Origin of the sequence: Paraburkholderia sp. EG304, from assembly GCF_046543485.1 — a bacterium.
GTDB classification, from domain to species: domain Bacteria; phylum Pseudomonadota; class Gammaproteobacteria; order Burkholderiales; family Burkholderiaceae; genus Paraburkholderia; species Paraburkholderia youngii.
Map to the genome: position 1 here is coordinate 245,691 of NZ_JBKGUA010000005.1, position 14,250 is coordinate 259,940.

Annotated in this window: 19 protein-coding genes; 11 read left to right on the forward strand and 8 right to left on the reverse strand. The window is 65.3% G+C overall.

Annotated features, from left to right (window positions below; genetic code table 11):
* The first annotated feature begins 6 nt into the window (after window positions 1-6).
* Together ACLFKU_RS08790 and ACLFKU_RS08795 are read left to right on the forward strand one after the other, a co-directional pair.
* Window positions 7-1,437 carry a cytochrome c gene (locus ACLFKU_RS08790; RefSeq protein WP_410848792.1) on the forward strand — a complete coding sequence of 477 codons (1,431 nt, stop codon included), beginning with the start codon at window positions 7-9 and terminating at the stop codon, window positions 1,435-1,437.
* 188 nt (window positions 1,438-1,625) lie between these two features.
* Entirely contained in the window at window positions 1,626-2,363 is a 738-nt protein-coding gene (locus ACLFKU_RS08795; RefSeq protein WP_410848793.1) for a metallophosphoesterase, read from the forward strand.
* A 37-nt stretch (window positions 2,364-2,400) separates the two neighbouring features.
* Here ACLFKU_RS08795 and ACLFKU_RS08800 read toward each other — a convergent pair whose 3' ends face one another.
* Window positions 2,401-3,102, reverse strand: coding sequence for an RES family NAD+ phosphorylase (locus ACLFKU_RS08800; protein WP_410848794.1), 702 nt, complete (start codon window positions 3,100-3,102; stop codon window positions 2,401-2,403).
* On the reverse strand, window positions 3,099-3,461 hold the full coding sequence (locus ACLFKU_RS08805; RefSeq protein WP_368584143.1) for an antitoxin Xre/MbcA/ParS toxin-binding domain-containing protein: 363 nt from the start codon (window positions 3,459-3,461) through the stop codon (window positions 3,099-3,101). Before ACLFKU_RS08805 ends, ACLFKU_RS08800 begins: the two co-directional genes overlap by 4 nt.
* Before the next feature lie 186 nt (window positions 3,462-3,647).
* On the opposite strand from ACLFKU_RS08805, the gene ACLFKU_RS08810 reads away from it, so the two are divergent.
* A complete protein-coding gene (locus ACLFKU_RS08810; protein WP_410848795.1) occupies window positions 3,648-4,274 on the forward strand; it encodes a hypothetical protein in 627 nt (208 codons plus the stop codon).
* A gap of 44 nt (window positions 4,275-4,318) precedes the next feature.
* Here the strand turns inward: ACLFKU_RS08810 and ACLFKU_RS08815 are convergent, their stop codons facing one another.
* Complete coding sequence (locus ACLFKU_RS08815; RefSeq protein ID WP_410848796.1) at window positions 4,319-5,170, reverse strand: LysR family transcriptional regulator; 852 nt, start codon at window positions 5,168-5,170, stop codon at window positions 4,319-4,321.
* Window positions 5,171-5,268: 98 nt separating this feature from the next.
* Here ACLFKU_RS08815 and ACLFKU_RS08820 point away from each other — a divergent pair, with 98 nt between their 5' ends.
* The 6 genes from ACLFKU_RS08820 to arsH all read left to right on the forward strand — a co-directional run bounded on the left by ACLFKU_RS08820 (window position 5,269) and on the right by arsH (window position 8,881).
* On the forward strand, window positions 5,269-5,661 hold the full coding sequence (locus tag ACLFKU_RS08820) for a tautomerase family protein (protein WP_410848797.1): 393 nt from the start codon (window positions 5,269-5,271) through the stop codon (window positions 5,659-5,661).
* A 63-nt stretch (window positions 5,662-5,724) separates the two neighbouring features.
* Entirely contained in the window at window positions 5,725-6,057 is a 333-nt protein-coding gene (locus ACLFKU_RS08825) for an ArsR/SmtB family transcription factor (protein ID WP_410848798.1), read from the forward strand.
* Window positions 6,054-6,521 (forward strand): ArsI/CadI family heavy metal resistance metalloenzyme, encoded by a 468-nt coding sequence (locus ACLFKU_RS08830; RefSeq protein ID WP_410848799.1) that lies wholly within the window; start codon window positions 6,054-6,056, stop codon window positions 6,519-6,521. Before ACLFKU_RS08825 ends, ACLFKU_RS08830 begins: the two co-directional genes overlap by 4 nt.
* Window positions 6,518-7,039 carry an arsenate reductase ArsC gene (locus ACLFKU_RS08835; RefSeq protein WP_410848800.1) on the forward strand — a complete coding sequence of 174 codons (522 nt, stop codon included), beginning with the start codon at window positions 6,518-6,520 and terminating at the stop codon, window positions 7,037-7,039. Before ACLFKU_RS08830 ends, ACLFKU_RS08835 begins: the two co-directional genes overlap by 4 nt.
* Entirely contained in the window at window positions 7,026-8,123 is a 1,098-nt protein-coding gene (arsB, locus tag ACLFKU_RS08840; protein WP_410848801.1) for an ACR3 family arsenite efflux transporter, read from the forward strand. Before ACLFKU_RS08835 ends, arsB begins: the two co-directional genes overlap by 14 nt.
* Window positions 8,120-8,881, forward strand: coding sequence for an arsenical resistance protein ArsH (arsH, locus tag ACLFKU_RS08845; protein ID WP_410848802.1), 762 nt, complete (start codon window positions 8,120-8,122; stop codon window positions 8,879-8,881). Before arsB ends, arsH begins: the two co-directional genes overlap by 4 nt.
* Window positions 8,882-8,947: 66 nt before the next feature.
* On the opposite strand, the gene ACLFKU_RS08850 is transcribed toward arsH, so the two are convergent.
* Window positions 8,948-9,196: a hypothetical protein gene (locus tag ACLFKU_RS08850; protein ID WP_410848803.1), complete on the reverse strand. Its 249-nt coding sequence runs from the start codon at window positions 9,194-9,196 to the stop codon at window positions 8,948-8,950.
* Between the two features lie 144 nt (window positions 9,197-9,340).
* On the opposite strand from ACLFKU_RS08850, the gene ACLFKU_RS08855 reads away from it, so the two are divergent.
* Window positions 9,341-10,045, forward strand: a complete 705-nt coding sequence (locus ACLFKU_RS08855; protein ID WP_368584133.1) for an SDR family NAD(P)-dependent oxidoreductase — start codon at window positions 9,341-9,343, stop codon at window positions 10,043-10,045.
* 86 nt (window positions 10,046-10,131) lie between these two features.
* Window positions 10,132-10,977, forward strand: a complete 846-nt coding sequence (locus ACLFKU_RS08860; protein WP_410848804.1) for a TOBE domain-containing protein — start codon at window positions 10,132-10,134, stop codon at window positions 10,975-10,977.
* A gap of 63 nt (window positions 10,978-11,040) precedes the next feature.
* Here ACLFKU_RS08860 and ACLFKU_RS08865 read toward each other — a convergent pair whose 3' ends face one another.
* The 4 genes from ACLFKU_RS08865 to ACLFKU_RS08880 form a co-directional block, all read right to left on the reverse strand.
* Window positions 11,041-11,751, reverse strand: coding sequence for a sulfate/molybdate ABC transporter ATP-binding protein (locus ACLFKU_RS08865; protein WP_410848805.1), 711 nt, complete (start codon window positions 11,749-11,751; stop codon window positions 11,041-11,043).
* Window position 11,752: 1 nt separating this feature from the next.
* The gene (gene modB / locus ACLFKU_RS08870) at window positions 11,753-12,427 is read right to left on the reverse strand and encodes a molybdate ABC transporter permease subunit (RefSeq protein ID WP_410848806.1); all 675 of its coding nucleotides are present in this window, start codon (window positions 12,425-12,427) and stop codon (window positions 11,753-11,755) included.
* Between the two features lie 22 nt (window positions 12,428-12,449).
* Window positions 12,450-13,223, reverse strand: coding sequence for a molybdate ABC transporter substrate-binding protein (gene modA / locus ACLFKU_RS08875; protein ID WP_410848807.1), 774 nt, complete (start codon window positions 13,221-13,223; stop codon window positions 12,450-12,452).
* A 189-nt stretch (window positions 13,224-13,412) separates the two neighbouring features.
* Window positions 13,413-14,114, reverse strand: coding sequence for a phosphatase PAP2 family protein (locus tag ACLFKU_RS08880; RefSeq protein WP_368584128.1), 702 nt, complete (start codon window positions 14,112-14,114; stop codon window positions 13,413-13,415).
* Window positions 14,115-14,250 lie beyond the last annotated feature (136 nt).

Sequence of the window (14,250 nt, forward strand, 5' to 3'; positions counted from 1 at the left end):
CCACAAATGCTGAAGAACATCTCTCGCGTGCAGCCGGATCCTGCGCGGACGCACGTGGCCCAGCGCCGCCGCTTCGGCGGCGCGGCGCTCGCGGCCGCGTTTTCGCTGTTCGCGCTGTCGATTGCGTGGCACGAGTCGCACGGCCCCGACGCAGTTTCGACCGACGAAATGCCGATCACCCAGGCGCGCGCAGACGACGCGGCGCAGGCGACGGACGGCGCCCCGGCCACGCTCAACGGCAGCGCCACGAATGGCGAACTCGTGAAGCGCGGCCAATACCTGACCCGTGCCGCCGATTGCGCGGCCTGCCATACGGCGGACAAGTCGCGCCCATTCGCGGGCGGCCTGCCGATCAGCACACCGTTCGGCACGATCGTGACACCGAACATCACGCCCGATCCCGACACCGGCATCGGCCGATGGAGCGACGCCGACTTCATGCGCGCGATGCACGAAGGCATCGGCAAGGGCGGCGAGCGGCTCTATCCGGCGTTTCCGTACACGGCCTACACGCGCGTGACCAATGAGGACGTGCTCGCGATTCGCGCTTATCTGAACACGCTGACGCCGATTCACTACACGCCGCCCGCGAACAGTCTCAAGTTCCCGTTCAATCAGCGCTGGCTGATGGTGTTCTGGAACATGTTCAACTTCACAGAGGGGCGCTTCGTGCCGGACCCGAAAAAGCGCGCCGAATGGAACCGAGGCGCGTATCTGGTCGAAGGGCTTGCGCATTGCGAGGAATGCCATACGCCGCGCAATTTCATGCAGGGTCTGCAGTCGAGCGCGCGTTTCTCCGGTGCGGTGCAGGCCGGCTGGCATGCGTTCAATATCTCGCCGGACAAACTGAGCGGCGTCGGCGACTGGCGCGACGACGAACTCACGTCATATCTGTCGACCGGCGCGGCGCCGGGCCGCGCGAACGCTGCCGGACCGATGGGCGAGGTGGTCGCGAATAGCACGCAGTATCTGACGCCGGTGGATCTGCGCTCGGTCGTCGAGTTCTTGCGCTCGGTGCCGGCCGTGAGCGGCGGTGACGCGCGTCCCCGTCATCAATGGGGCAATCCCGCCAACGATGTCACCGCGCTGCGCGGCACCGCGATCACCGGCGTGAACGGCGCGCAGCTGTTCGTCGCCAATTGCGCGACCTGTCATAACTCGACCGGGCAGGGCGTGGGTGCGAGCGCGCCGGGCGCGTATCCGTCGCTGATTCACAACTCGACGGTCGGCGCGAACGACACAAACAATCTCGCGTTGGTGATTCTGCACGGCGTGAACCGCACGACCGCGCACGCGGACGTGCTGATGCCCGCGTTCGGCGGCCATCTCGACGACGAGCAGATCGCGGCGATCACCAACTACGTGACGAAACAGTTCGGCAATCCGCAGGCGACGATCACGACCGGCCAGGTGGCGAAGCTGCGCACGCTGCAATAGCACGCGAGGCGACTCGCGCGCGCGGCAGGAGTGACTCGCGAAAGCGTGCATTTCCGGTAACGCATACCGCGAACGTGTCGTTTCAGCGTCGTTTTTGCGTCGTTCGATCTCTTTCTTGCTCGATGAAGCGCGCCGCTACGATAGGCACCCCGCATACGCGGGCGCGTCGGCGGCATTATCATGATGAGATGAATGCCACCCCCGCCAACTTCGTTCAGCATCACGACGCCAACGAGGCCGGCCGCGATTTCGTGGTCGGCGATCTGCACGGCTGCGTCGATGCGTTGCGTTACCTGCTGCGTCAGATCGCCTTCGATCCGACGTGCGACCGGCTGTTTTCGGTCGGCGATCTGGTGGATCGGGGCGAGCACTCGGAGCAGGCGCTCGCGCTGCTCGCGAAGCCGTGGTTCTATGCGGTGCTCGGCAATCACGAAGACGCGCTGTGCGCGGTCGCCGACGGCCGCTTGCGGCGGCAGTGGTGGTACGGCATCGGCGGCGCGTGGGCGGCCAACGTGCCCGACGAACGTCTGCGTTACTACGCCGAGCATCTGCGCACGCTGCCGCTCGTGCGCGTGGTCGGCAGCGGCAAGACGCGCTTCAACGTTCTGCACGCCGAATTCTTCGGCTCGGACGCCGATCTCGACGCGGGCAATTATTCGGCCGCAACGCGCCAGCAATTACTGTGGGGCCGCGAGCTCGCGCTCGGTCACGGCGATCCGCTGCGGCAACGCGGACTGTCGCTGACCTATTGCGGCCATACGCCGGTGCGCGACATCACGCAGATCGGCTCGCAGGTGTTCATCGATACCGGCGCGTTCGGGCCGGACGGCACGCTGACGATCGTGCAGCCGCAGGCGCTGCGCCGCTGGTCGATCTCGGTCGAAGCCGCTCGCGCGGAAGGCGCGGCGGAACTGGCCTTGCCTTGAGCGGCTGAAGTCGCCACGCGGCTGCGCTGCTATTCTGTCAGCCGACCTGGTTCAACTCGAACACCATATCCACGCTCGTGCCGTTCCAGTTGTATTCGAGGTATGCCGCGTGATGGCAGTCGCGCAGCAGCGTCGTGCGGAACGCCGCGAGGCATTCACCGGCGCTGTCGCGCACCGACGGATAGACGATGCCAGGCGCGCTCGCCTCGCGCACCGCGCGCCCGAGCGCCTGCCCGGCAACGTAGTCGTCGGGCGATAGCACGGCTGCGTCGAGCTCGGGGTCGCGACGCAAGTCGACCACGCTGCCTTGCGCGGCTACCGTGTAAAGACGCATCTGCTGACGCATCGGCGGCTCGGCGGTCGCTTTGAGAAACTGACCGGTGTGATAGCGCGTTTCGGCGATCGCCGTCTCGCGTGAACGCGCGCAATAGAACACGCCGTAGGTGCCGTCGGAAAAGCGGCTGCCAAGCGGATTCAAATGCGTGAGCGCGGCCATGATCGGCCCGTAGCCCGGCCCGAAGCGGCGCTCCTCGCGCGGCACCAGATCGAGTTCGCCGATTTCGGTGCGCAGACGGTCGTTGGTCATCGCTTCGAGCGCGTACAGCGCTTCGAAATCTTCCGGCGACGCGACCCGATCGAACAGATTGATGGCCGGGAAGCGCGTCGGAATCACGCGATACGCGGGCGTCCAGTCGAGCGCGGCGCTGGTCCAGCGGTCCTGCCATTGCGGTTTTGTCACGCCCAGCCGCCTCGCATTGCGTCGAGATACTGGCGCACGGCCACGAGATCGCTGATGTTGCCCGCCAGCATGCGGTCCAGCGCGCGTTTGCCGCCGAACGGCGGTGCGCTGTTGGGGCGTTTGACCCAGGTGTCTGCGGCGTTGGGCTGCGGCAGCAGAATCTGCAGCGCCTTGTAGATGCCAAGCAGCAGCGACAGTCGCTCCAGCGTGTCGTGGCTGAGGCGTGCGGTCTCGGGCGTCGCCCTCCACTTGAAGAACGTCGAGCGGCCCGGCTTGCCGAGCAGCACGATCTGCTCGTCGGCGCTCAGGTCCCAGTCGCGCGCGATGTTGAAGAACGCACGCAGACCCGCCGCGGACATTTGCGTTAGCGTGGGTTCCGAAAGCGATCGTCGCGGCGACGCCTCGGGCGAGGAAATTCGGGCAGCGTGAGCCATTTCGGGTAAGTCCCTATGTGTACTTTTCAATGATATTAGTCCATAAATGGATTTTTGCAAGAGAATATAATCCCGGCTCGTTTGGGCAGTCGTCGATCAGGAGAGCAGCAGATGCGGGTTCGAGCAGTGACAGCGGCGCTGGCCGTGTGGTGTGTGTCGCAGGTGGCGTTGGCCGCCGGTTATGCGGAAGTATGGAATCCGCCGGAGGCGAGCGGACACGTTGTCAGGCAGGCGCACGCGCGGAAAAAGCCTGAGGCGACGAAGGTGAAGGTGAAGGCGGGCACGCGGAGTGGCGTCAAGTCCAAGGCCGGTGCGCATGCGCAGCAGGCTGCCAGTGTCCGGCACGCGGCGCCTCGCGTCGCATCGGCCGGCGCGAGCCACGGCGGCAACGTCGCGGCGCATGGCGGCGGCGTGGAAGCCGCGGCGTCGAGCCGGAACCGGTCGCACGCCACCGTGACCGCGCGGGCCGCGCAGCAAGCGCAGCCGCATGTGCAACTGGCGCACGCAAAGCCGGCTCAGGGCAAGGTCGTGCGCGCCGATTTCGCGGCAGTTCACACCGCGCGTCCGCATGTGGACAAGGTTGCGGCCCAGCCGGCGGTTTCCCGTGCGAATCCGATCAGGCCCGCTACGCAGACTTCGCCGGACACGTCCGCAAACGTTAGCGGCATCGCGCCGATGGGCTCGGTGCCCAATCCGGCGACCGCCAGCAGCGGTTCCCTGCCGCCGATCATCCACTGAGACTCCTTCGAGCGGTGCCGCGCGGTGTGGCATCGGTCGACGTGTCACGCCGCGGCGAGGCCGTTTGCGAGCAGCCGCAGCGTTTCCGCCGAGCGAGCCTCGCGCACGCGGGAATGCAGCGTTACACGCGATTCCGGTAGCGCAGGCAGGCCGAGCCGCGCGCCGACGTCGATCAATCCGCGCGGCGCAACCCGGCGCGCGAGCGGCGACACGGCGAGCCCGGCGGCCACGGCCGCGCCCACCGCCGCGACACCACCCCCCACAAACACCTCCTGCCATGCGACCCCCGCCGCTGTGAGCGTGCGCAACGCGACGTCGCGCACGTTGCACGGCGGGCTCAATAACGCGAGCGCCAGCGGCTCATCGAGTCGCGGTAGCCATGTCGGCGTCGCCAGCCAGCCGAGCGGTTCGCTGAACAGCGTCTGCGCGTCGTCGCGCGGCGGTTCGTCGGCGCCGTAGCGGACGATCGCCGCATCGAGCCGGCGTTCGTCGAACTGCGCGAGCAGCGCCGCCGACGTGCCCATATGCAGCTCGACCACCAGACCCGGATCGTGCGCGTTGAGCCGGCCTAGCAGGTGCGGCAGATCGGGCCCAGCGACGTGCTCGCTCAGCCCGAGCACGAGCCGCCGCCGCTCCACCGACAGCGCGCCGAGCGCGCGCTCGTGCGCGTTCAGCAACTCGCGCGCGGCGCCGAGAAACGCCTGGCCGTCGGCGGACAGACGCACGACGCGCGGCGTGCGCTCCAGCAACTGCTTGTCAAGGTGCGCCTCCAGTCGCTTCAATTTCAGGCTGACGGCCGATTGCGTGGTGTCGAGCGCGTCCGCGGCGCGCGTGAAGCTGCGCAGATCGGCGACCAGCACGAAGGCCCGCACGGCATCGAGATCGAGGACTTTCATTTCGGATGGAAATGGATGAAATAGGCATGGATATCTGTTTATTATGATCGAGCGCGCCTAAGCTGTGTTCATTCCAACACCGCAACAAGGAACCCATCATGCCGCTCACCCGAATCTCACTGCGCGCCGGCAAGCCGGCCGACTATCGCCATGCGCTGACCGCCGGTATTCAACGCTCGCTGGTGGACACGTTCAACGTGCCGAAGGACGACATGTTCATGCTGATCACGGAGCACACGGCCGACAACATGGTCTACGACCGGCAATACCAGAATATCGAGCGCGGCGACGATCTCGTCGTGATCCAGCTGACCGTCAGCAACACGCGCTCGGTCGAGCAGAAGAAGGCGCTGTACCGGCGCATCGTCGATGAACTCGGGAAGTCGCCCGGCGTGCGGCCCGAGGATGTGTTCATCAATCTCGTCGAGGTCGAGAAGGAGAACTGGTCGTTTGGGAATGGGATTGCGCAGTACGCGAGCCGTCCCGACTAGCGCCCTGATCTCTACATTTCAACAAATGTTGAAATGTAGAGATGGAGTGGCTATAGTGTCTTCATGGACACGATCAATGCCGTACGCGCGCTCGGCGCGCTCGCTCACGAATCCCGTCTCGCGATCTTTCGCCAGCTCGTCGTTGCCGGTCCCAAAGGCATGGCGGCTGGCGAAATAGCGCAGCAATTGGGCATTTCGCCTTCCGGCCTTTCATTCCACCTGAAAGACCTGACCCACGCCGCACTGGTGAATCCGCGGCAGGAAGGGCGCTTCGTCATCTACACCGCGAACTTCGACGCGATGACGTCGCTGATCGGCTTCCTCACAGAGAACTGCTGCTCCGGTACCTCGTGTGCCGCCAGCCACCTTCCCAACTGCTGCCCGGACGAAACATGAAACGCATGCACATTCACGTGGCTGTCGACAATCTTGCCGACAGCATCCGCTTCTACAGCGCGATGTTCGGCAACGTCGAGCCGGCGGTCATCAAGAGCGATTACTGCAAGTGGGAGTTGAGCGACCCGGTCGTGAACTTCGCGATCTCGCAACGCGGGGCGAAGCCTGGCGTCGATCACATCGGCATCCAGGTCGAAACCGACGAGGAACTGGCAGAGATGAACGCGCGTTTCGCCGCCGCTGAAGTTCCCGTGCAGCACCAGAGCGGCACGACATGCTGTTACGCGAAGTCGGACAAGGCATGGACAGTCGATCCGCAGGGCGTGGCCTGGGAAACCTTCCGGACGCTCGAATCGGCTCCGATCTATGGACAGTCTCATACCCAGGCATTGGCAGCGAACGAACCCGCGGCAGCCTGCTGCGCTCCGTCGCAGACAAGCATTTCATTTAGGAGCCGCACGTGAGCGGCAAACCGTATTCCGTGCTGATTCTCTGCACTGGCAACAGCGCCCGCAGCATCATGGCTGAGGCGCTGTGCAACGTGCTCGGCAAAGGCCAGTTTCGCGCGTACAGCGCGGGCAGCCATCCGTCCGGCGCAGTGAATCCGTTCGCGATCGAGAAATGCGCGGCGCTTGGCTACGACACCGCGAAGATGCGCAGCAAGAGCTGGGACGAGTTCGCCACGCCCGGCGCGCCGCGGATGGACTTCGTCATTACCGTATGCGATCAGGCTGCGGGCGAGGTCTGCCCGATCTGGCCCGGCGAGCCGGTCAGCGCACACTGGGGCTTTGAAGATCCCGCAGCCTGCCACGGAACCGACGACGAGAAGCGCCAGGTTTTCGACAAGGTCTATCGACAGATCATGAACCGCGTGAACCAGTTCGTGAACCTGCCGCTGCATGCGCTCAGCCACGACACGATCGAGCGCGAAATGCGTGCGATCGGCGAGCGTCCGGCAGAGGAAACCAATGAGTCGCGCTGACGCTCGTGCAGCCGCGCGCCCAGCTATCGGCTTCTTCGAGCGCTATCTGACAGTGTGGGTCGCGTTGTGCATCGTGGCAGGCGTGATACTCGGCCAGATCTCGCCCAACGTGTTTCAGGTGCTCGGGCGCATGGAAGTCGTGCACGTGAACCTCCCGGTCGGCGCGCTGATCTGGGTGATGATCATCCCGATGCTCATCAAGATCGACTTCTCGGCGATGAAGCAGGTCCGCAGCCAATGGCGCGGCATCGGTGTCACGCTCGCGGTCAACTGGCTCGTCAAACCGTTCTCTATGGCCGTGCTGGGCTGGGTGTTCATTCGTCACGTGTTCAGGCCGTGGCTGCCTGACGAGCAACTCGACAGCTACGTCGCGGGTCTCATTCTGCTCGCGGCCGCGCCGTGCACGGCGATGGTTTTCGTGTGGTCGCAGTTGTGCAAGGGCGATCCGTATTTCACGCTGTCGCAGGTCGCGCTGAACGATTCGATCATGGCCGTAGCGTTCGCGCCACTCGTCGCGTTGCTGCTGGGGCTGTCCGCGATTACGGTGCCGTGGGACACACTGATTGCTTCGGTTGGCCTGTATATCGTGTTCCCGGTCATCCTCGCGCAACTGCTGCGCCACCGCCTGCTTCGAAAGGGCGAAGAGCATTTCCGTAGCGTCGTTGCCAGTCTCGGTCCCTGGTCCATCTGCGCTTTGCTCCTGACGCTGATCCTGCTGTTTGCGTTTCAGGGTCAACAGATCCTCGAGCAGCCGCTGGTAATCGCGATGCTCGCCGTGCCAATCCTGATCCAGGTGTTTCTGAACTCGGGACTGGCCTACCTGCTCAACCGCCAGTTGGGCGTCGCGCATTGCGTCGCTGGCCCGTCGAGTCTGATTGGCGCGAGCAACTTTTTCGAACTCGCGGTGGCCACGGCGATCAGCCTGTTCGGTTTTCATTCGGGTGCCGCGCTCGCGACCGTGGTCGGCGTCCTGATCGAGGTCCCGGTGATGCTGCTCGTCGTGGGCGTCGTGAAGCGTTCGCAAGGATGGTACGAATCAGGGCAGCGAAAAGTCGCGCCCGCTTTGGGGAGAAACGGACCGTGATGAGTGACCTGCCGAACGCCAGCCCTTTGCACCTCGACATACCGGACGCGGACAAGCTGGCACCCGTGACGATTTCGGCGCATCCGCCACGCATCCTGCTGCTGTATGGTTCGCTGCGAGCAACGTCGTATAGCCGGTTGCTGACGCTCGAAGCCGAGCGCATCCTCCGGCATTTCGGCGCTGAAACTCGGGTATTCGACCCGCACGGCTTGCCGCTCGCCGATAGTGTCCCGGCAGACCATCCGAAAATCGTCGAACTGCGCAAGCTGTCCGAATGGTCGGAGGGGCAGGTTTGGTGCAGCCCGGAGCGCCACGGCAATCTCACGGCCGTATTCAAGAATCAGATCGACTGGCTGCCGCTCGAAAGCGCGGGAATACGGCCGACCCAAGGCCGCACGCTGGCTGTGATGCAGGTGTGCGGAGGTTCGCAATCGTTCAATGCGGTCAACGCGCTGCGCGTGCTTGGCCGCTGGATGCGGATGGTGACCATCCCCAATCAGTCGTCGGTCGCGAAGGCATACCAGGAGTTCGATTCCGATGGCCGGATGAAGCCCTCGTCCTACTATGACCGCGTGGTCGATGTGATGGAAGAGCTGTTCAAGTTCACGCTGCTGGTGCGGGACCGTTCCGACTATCTGACCGATCGGTACAGCGAGCGCAAGGAGGCTGCGCCGATGCAGGGGAGCCTGCTTGCAGGCGCGGCGATGCGGCACGAAATCAGCTCCAATGCCGACACCGACGACAGCGAAACCGAATGAACCCTTAAGCCGAGCACCTGCATGCCCGGCTGAAGACGCGGGTGCTGGCGTGGCCGAGCGGGCTGGCTAGTCCTTACCCCACCGCCAGCGTGGCGGCTCGCCCTTCAGCCAGCACACGAGCGCGAGAGCCGCGGTTAATAGTGCGACCAGCAACGCGAACATGAGCGGATGACCCGCGGGATGAAAGCGGAAAGCGACCACCCCGAGCAACACGAGATACGCGAGCAGCGTCACCCATCCTTGCCAGCGCACGGGAAAGCCCCAGCCCCAGCCATAGCGTTTAGCCGGGAACCAGTAGTGATCAGAGAGTGGCATCGGGCGGTCTCCTGATTCGGGCGTTTGCTCATTGTCGACGATTCACGGTCGATAAGTGCAAGCATTGCATCTTCCGCGCCGTGTCACGCGTGACTATGTTTCGTTGACCAGTTTCAACCCGATTCCATCGACAGGAAACGCTCCATGCAACCCGCAACCGAACAAAAAACCGTGCTTCTGATCGGCGCCTCGCGCGGCCTCGGCTTCGCAATGGTCGAGGAGTACCTGAAACGCGGCTGGCGAGTCATCGCCACCGGCAGGCAAAATTCCACGAGCCGGCTCCTTCAGCTTGCGAAGGCGTCACCTGCGGCGCTCGAAGTCGAAACGGTCGACATCACGATTCCCGAACAGGTCGCCGCGCTGCGCGGCCGCCTCGAAGGACGCCCGATCGACATGCTCTTCGTCAATGCCGGCGTCAAGAACGACGATCGCGAAACGATCGCGGATGTATCGACCGACGAATTCGTGCGCGTGATGGTGACCAACGCGTTGAGTCCGATGCGGGTCGTCGAGGCGCTGCAGGATCTCGTTCGGCCGAGCGGCACGATCGGCGTGATGTCGTCGGGGCAGGGCAGCGTCGCCAACAACGAGAACGGCAACTACGAGGTCTATCGCGGCAGCAAGGCCGCGCTCAACATGTTCATGCGCAGCTTTGCCGCGCGTCATCGAAGCGACACCAAAACCCTGCTGCTGATGGCGCCCGGCTGGGTGCGAACCGACCTGGGCGGCCCGGACGCGCGTCTGAGCATCGACGAAAGCATCCCGAACCTGGTCAGCACGATCGACGCTTACGAAGGCCGCACCGGTTTGCATTACCTCGACTACCTCGGCAGAGTCGTGCCGTGGTGAGCCGCGAGCGCAGCGGCCAGCGGCGCAAGAGCGCGTCGCTATAATGATTTTCCGCCCCGACCACGTACGCTCGACTACTGTCCGTCATGACCACCGACCGCCCCGATCCTCCGCGCGACGCTCTCGAACTCGGCGGCTCCGTCTGGTTTCAAGCCGGCACGCAGACGCTCGGCGGCGCGGCCCGTATCGCGCTGCTCGCAGCGATTGGCGAGACCGGCTCGATCACGAGCGCGGCGAAGGCGGTCGGCATCAGCTACAAAGGCGCGTGGGATGCCATCGACACGATGAACAACCTCGCCGGCGAGCCGCTCGTCGTGCGTCTGACCGGCGGCAAGGGCGGCGGCGGCACGACGCTGACGCCGCGCGCGATGAAGCTGATCGACACTTTTCGCGCGGTCGAGCGCGAGCATCGGCGCTTTCTCGAACGCGCCGGCGCGGCGATCGGCGAAGGCTTCGCGACGGACTGGGACCTGATCGGCCGCATCGGCGTGAAGACGAGCGCGCGCAATCAGTTCTACGGCACGGTGTCGGCGATCGAGCGCGGCACCGTCAACGACGAGGTGTCGCTCGCGCTGCCCGGCGGCCACACGATCGTCGCGGTGCTCACGCACGAGAGCACCGAAGCGCTCGGGCTCGCGGTCGGCGTGGCGGCGTTTGCGCTGATCAAGGCGTCGTGGGTCGTGCTGCTCGTTGCGGGTGACGGCGATGGCGATGCGCCGTTGAAGCTGTCGGCGCGCAATCAGTTGCGCGGCACCGTGCAGAGCGTGAAGCGCGGCGCGGTGAACGCGGAAGTGTCGCTCGGGCTCGAAGGCGGCGCGGTTGTCACCGCGATCGTCACCAATGGCAGCGTCGACACGCTCGGTTTGCAGGAAGGCGCGAGTGCGGTCGCCGTGTTCAAGGCGTCGAGCGTGATACTCGGCGTGAAGGATTGAGGGTTGCCGGGGCGTAGTGGAGGCGCAAGCCAAGCCTCGAAGCGAGGACGCCAGGCCGCCCGCTCAACGAGGTGACGCCTCGCTGCGCGCATACCCGGGAAAAGGATGATCCTCGAGCACGCGGCCGTCGCTGATCTGCACGACCTGATCGCCGAATGCGGCGACGTCGTCGGGATCGTGCGTGATCAGCACCATCGGAATGTCGAGCCGCGTTTGCAGGTCCGATAGCTCGCGCCGCATGCGCTGGCGCAACTGGCTATCCAGTGCGGAAAACGGCTCGTCGAGCAGCAGCAGGCGCGGCTGCGAAATGAGCGCGCGCGCGAGCGCGACCCGCTGCTTCTGCCCGCCCGACAGTTGCGCCGGATGATTGCCCGCCACGCCCCTCAATTCGAGCGCGTCGAGCCAGTAATCGACCTCCGTGTGCGCGCCGCGCGCGCGCGGATTGAGCCAGCCCTGGTGTAGCCCGAAGCCGATGTTTTGCCGCACGTTCAGATGCGGAAACAGCGCGTAGTCCTGAAACAGATACGCGATCTTGCGCGCCTGCGGCTTCTGATCGATACCGACCGCGCTATCGAACAAGGTGGTGCCGTACAGGGTGATGATCCCTTCATCGGGACGCAGCAAGCCGGCGATCGCCTGCAACGTCAGGCTTTTACCCGCGCCCGACGGTCCGAACAGCACGAGCCGTTGCGTGTTCGCGCTGAACGCGATGTCGAGCGTGAAGCGCCGCTCGGCGGTCTCGAAGGTCTTGCGGATGGCGACGTTGAGCGGCATGTCAGCGGGCTCTCAGAAGCGTGTGCTGCGGCACGAGGCGTCCCGCGAGCAGCAGGATCGTCACGCACGCGACCGAGGTCACGAGCACGAGGAAGTTGGCGGTGCTGTCGTCGCCGGCCTGCACCGCCGAATAGACCGCGACCGACAGTGTCTGCGTGCGGCCCGGCAGATTGCCCGCGACCATCAGCGTCGCGCCGAATTCGCCGAGCGCGCGCGCGAACGCGAGCAGGCCGCCGGCGAGGATGCCGCGCGCGGCGAGCGGCAGCGTCACGCGGAAAAACACCGCGGGCTCGCTGATCCCGAGCGTGCGCGCCGCGTGCTCCAGCTGCGGATCGACGCCTTCAAAGGCGGCGCGCGCCGACTTCAGCACCAGCGGAAACGCGACCACCGTCGACGCGATCACCGCACCCTGCCACGTGAAGACGAGCTGGATGTCGAAGCGGTCGAGCCACGCGCCGATCACGCCGCGTCGGCCGAGCAGCACTAGCAGGTAGTAGCCGAGCACGGTAGGCGGCAGCACGAGCGGCAGCATCAGCAGCGAATCAATCACGTCGCGCGCGCCGGAGCGCCAGCGCGACAGACCGAGCGCCACCGCGACGCCGAGCACGAGATTGAGCGCGGTGGCCCAGCCCGCCACCTTCAGCGACAGCAGCAGCGGAACCCAGGCCTGTTCCATGAGCGTGTGCTCTCCGTGTGAATCAATGCGCCGGCCTGAAGCCGTACTTCGCGAGCACCGCCTGGCCGGCCGGCGACAGCACGAAGTCGATAAATGCCTGAGCGTCGGCTGTGTGATGGCTGCCTTCGACCTGCGCGATCGGATAGGTGATCGGCGTTTGCGTCGGCAGGCTCATCGCGACCTTGACCTTGTCGGGCATGATCGCGGCGTCGGTGCCGAACACGAAGCCGGCGTCGACTTCGCCGCGCGCGACGTAATCGAGGCTCTGACGCACGTTCGACGCAAGCACCGCCTTCGCGTTGACCGCGTCCCACACGCCCGCGGCCTGCAGCGCGCCCTGCGTGTAGCGGCCGACCGGCACCGAGGCCGGATCGCCGAATGCGACGCGCTTGACGTTCGCGGTCGTCAGCGCCTTCAGGTTGGCGGGAGCGAGATGACTGTCGGCCGGTACGATCAGCACCAGCGAGTTGGCGGCGAAGTCGCGCCGCGTCGCCGGCACGATCACCTTTTCTGCGGTGGCCTTGTCCATTGCCTTCTGATCGGCGGACGCGAAAACGTCGGCGGGCGCGCCTTTGACGATCTGTTGCATCAGCACGTCGGACGCGCCGAAGTTCAGCAGAACCTTGATGCCCGGATGCTGCTGCTCGAACGCGTCGCCGACCGCCTTGAACGCATTGGTCAGACTGGCGGCGGCCGAGACCACCAGTTCATCGGCGTGCGCATTCGCGCTGACCACGACGGAGGCAGCGGCTGCGACGCACAGCGCGTACTGCTTCAGATGGCGAAAGAGGGTCATGTAGGCTCTGGAGTCTGACGTGAACGAGAAGCAGCGGCTTAAAAACTCTATCGTAATATATGCGCGGTTATAGCGGTGGGCGAAACGATCGATTCGGTGTTGCGCTTCGCGCATAGCGCGAGCGCAAGCGAACTGTTACGAAGCTGTAAAAGGAAGCTCGAAAACGCGCCGGAAGGGCCGGCGCAGCGTTCAGATGTCCGACGCGCGCATCGGCTCGAGCGTATTGCGAGTTTGCGACAGCGGCGCGGCCGATGGCCGAATGATGCGGGTGGACCGCCATGTCGCGCGAATGAACGGCCGGTCGTGGCCGGACACCTTCAGCGCGATATGCGTGACCCAGCGCTGCGTGGGCACGTGCACGCCATGCATCAGCAGTGCGAGCACCATCATGCTGACGGCCACCGGCAGCGCCGACAGCCGGTCCGCTTCCGCATTCCACGCGATTCGCACGAACGCGAGCGCGGCAAGCGCGCCGACGAGGCAGCCAGTCACCGCTTCGGACGGCGAATGCGCGCTCAGCACGACGCGCGACAAGCCCACCGCCAGGCCGGCGGCAAGCCCTGCAAGCACACCCAGCACCCGGATGGCGCGGCGCGCAGGCAATAGCATCAAAAATAGCGCGACCGGATAGACGGCCGTGGACAGCATGGAGTGACCGCTGACGCCGGTGAAATCGAGTTCGCGCACGCCGACGCCCCACCCGAGGAAGGCGAGCTTGGTCACGGTCACGACGCCGATCGCCGTACCCAGCAGTGCGAGCCAGCAGGCCGCGAGGCGCCACGAGTAGCCGACCGCCAACCACAGCGCTATGGCGAACGCGAGCGGCAGCGTCAAGCCGGCGCCGCCGAGGCTAGTGATCGAATACCACAGGTGGATCGGTAAATCGGGCATGGGCGAAGCGCGACGGGGTCGCGTGAAATCGGGTTGGTGGAAATCGGCGCGCTGCCGGCGCGGAACGCCGCTGCGGCCAGGATCGACACGTCGGGAAATCAACCGCCAGTATAGTCGGGTGTCGCGCGAACGGTCT